The 2,542-nt window shown below is 74.0% G+C and carries 3 protein-coding genes and 1 pseudogene; 1 reads left to right on the plus strand and 3 read right to left on the minus strand.

Annotated features, from left to right (window positions below; translation table 11 throughout):
- A pseudogene (locus IJH84_RS28345) lies at window positions 1–212 on the plus strand (hypothetical protein); the annotation flags it as partial.
- Window positions 213–285: 73 nt separating this feature from the next.
- Here the strand turns inward: IJH84_RS28345 and IJH84_RS28350 are convergent.
- From IJH84_RS28350 to IJH84_RS28360, 3 genes are all read right to left on the minus strand, one after another.
- On the minus strand, window positions 286–1,116 hold the full coding sequence (locus IJH84_RS28350; protein ID WP_295151043.1) for an asparaginase: 831 nt from the start codon (window positions 1,114–1,116) through the stop codon (window positions 286–288).
- A 113-nt stretch (window positions 1,117–1,229) separates the two neighbouring features.
- Window positions 1,230–1,790 carry an aerial mycelium formation protein gene (locus IJH84_RS28355; protein ID WP_295151046.1) on the minus strand — a complete coding sequence of 187 codons (561 nt, stop codon included), beginning with the start codon at window positions 1,788–1,790 and terminating at the stop codon, window positions 1,230–1,232.
- 109 nt (window positions 1,791–1,899) lie between these two features.
- On the minus strand, window positions 1,900–2,542 hold a 643-nt coding region (locus tag IJH84_RS28360), incomplete at its 5' end, for a 3-keto-5-aminohexanoate cleavage protein (protein ID WP_295151049.1).

Raw genomic sequence — 2,542 nt, forward strand, 5'->3', positions numbered from 1 at the left:
AGCGGTTCCACCCGCACTCGGCGGTCGAGCTGGACTACGGCGGGCTCACGCAGATGATGAGCGAGGCCGACCTGGACGCCGACACCTCCGCCGAGGACGTGCACGCCATCGTCGACGCGATGGAGGCCGGTGACGCGGGCGAAGTCGGCGAGCGCTACGAGGCGCTGCGGGACTTCTGGGCGGAGTTCGCCGCCCGCGCACGCTTCAACTGATCGCCTGACGGCGGACCAGCCGTCCTTGTGCGCGCTCGTCCCGTCGACCGCCGCTGCCTGAACTCGCCGGTGATCAGTCCAGCGCGCCGGGGACGAGCCGCACGGTGCCGACCGGTTCGCCCCCTCCGAGCAGCGGTTCCTCCGCGAGTCCGGCGAGCGCGCCCCGCTCGACGCCGAGCGCGCGCAGCGCCCCGACCGCGACCGGCAGCCGCGCCCGCGCGGCACCGTCCGAGATCTTCGCGGCCACCGCGCGCCCGTCCGGCAACGCCAGCGCCAGCACGCCCTCGGCGCCCGCCTTGGACAGCAGGCCCGGCACGGCCCGCATCAGCTCCGTGTCCTCCCGACCGGTTCCACCGACCAGCCACGGATGCGCCCGCATCGCATCGGCGACCCGGCGGCCGTCGCCGGTGACCAGGGAGCGGAACAGCCGCGCGAGACCGGTCAACGTGATCGCGAACAGCGGTGCGCCGCAGCCGTCCACAGTGGTCCGGTCGATCTCGTCGCCGGACAGCTCCGCGATGGTGTCCCGCACGCCGCGTTGCAGCGGGTGTGCCGGATCCAGGTAGTCCGCGGTGGACCACCCGCGCTGCACGCACGTCGCCAGCATCGCCGCGTGCTTGCCGGAGCAGTTCATCGCCAGCCGTCGCTCGCCGGTGCCGTCCGAGATGCGCTCGGCGCGAGTGGGTTCGTGCAGCGGCAGGTCGGCCGGGCAGCGCAACGCGTCCTCCGCGAGCCCGTTCGCGCGCAGGATTCCCGCGGCGCGCGAGATGTGCTCCGGTTCGCCGTTGTGCGAAGCGGCCGCCAGCGCCAGGTCGGCGTCGTCGGGCAGCTCGAGCCCGGCGCGCAGCATCGCCAGCGCTTGGGCGGGCTTCGCCGTGGAACGCGGGTACATCGGCGCGGACACCGAACCCGCGGATCACCGGACCGAGCCGTCGGCGTCGAGCAGCACCGCGGAACCGAAGTGCACCCCTTCGCGCAGCCCGCCGCGAACGAGTTCGACCAGCGGCACGGCTGCGGTCAACGCCGGTCCCGCTCCGCGGCCAGCAGGTCGTCCACGGATGCGGCGCCTTCGCGGTAGCGGCGGGCGATCTCGGCGTTGAGCCGGTCCACCACCGCCTGCACCTCGCGGCGGCGCTGCGAAACCGAATCCTCTTCGGAGGTGTAGGCGTGCAGCGCGGTGTCCAGTTTGGCGTCCGACAGCGACATCACGTCGGACAGATCCACATCGGACACCAGCGCCTCGACGTGCCTGCGGTGCGCCTCGGCCCGCGACGGCTCGGTGGTCTGGTAGCGGCCGGAACCGGTGGCCGGGCCGACCGCGTTGTCCGAGAGGATGTTCGCGAGCTGCTCCACGACCGAGGCCGAGCCGCCTTCGCGGCGCCTGCGCTGCTCGGCGCGCACGATGTCGATCCGCGCGTGCAGCATCCTGCGCAGGTAGGACAGGTCCGTCTCCTCCTGCGCGGCCTCGTCGCGCAACTCGCGGACCTCGCCGAGATCGTGCTGCTCGATCCCGTCGGTGTAGGCCGGGGACAGCACCCGGTCGATCCGGCGGCGCCCACCGGGGCGGACTTCGATCACGTGCCCATCCTCCGTCGGTCGTGCCCACCGGCGCCGGGTGCCGGAGGGACACCGCGGCTGTCGGCGAGGCGGCTGCGTCCAGTGTGCCTGGCGCGCGAGTGCGGCCGCATCAAGTCCCGGCTCCCGAAATCCCGGATCCCGGAGTCCCGACCCCGAGGATCGGAGCGGCTTGCGCGGGCGGCAGCGGCGGTCGTTGTGCGATCTTGGCGACTCCGGCGGCGCGGGCCGCCAGTTGCGCGTCGTCCTTGGCCCGCACCCCGGGGGCGTACCCGGCGTGGTCGGCCATGCCGGTGCGCACATGAGCGCCGGCCGCCAGCGCGGTCAGCAGCACCGGGACGCCCGCTTCGCCCAAGCCGGTCGCGGTGCACGAGGTTCCTTCGGGCAGCTGGCCCAGCGCGGCGGCGAAACCCGGGACGTCGCCGGTGAGCCCCGCGCCGAACACCAGCACCACGTGCATCGGTGCGGGAACTTCCCGCAGCGCGGCCAAGTCCGCGGGCGAACGCGCCTCGTGGTGCACGGCGATGCCGCGTTCCCGGGCGCCTTCGCGCAGATCCGCGGCGAATTCGGCGGGAGCGCTCAGCGGGCAGGAGATGATGTGCGACCCGGCGTCGAGCAGCCCGGTCAGCGTCTCCCCGCGGGCGTGCGCGGTGATGCGTACGAGCAGGGAGGTGCGTTCGCGCACGGCGGCCACGGTTTCCGCGAGACCGGCGTCCGGCACCAGGTCCACCGCGGCCGCGCCGTTCTGCACCGCC

Source organism: Saccharopolyspora sp. (genome assembly GCF_017434145.1).
Taxonomy (GTDB): Bacteria; Actinomycetota; Actinomycetes; order Mycobacteriales; family Pseudonocardiaceae; genus Saccharopolyspora_C; species Saccharopolyspora_C galaxeae.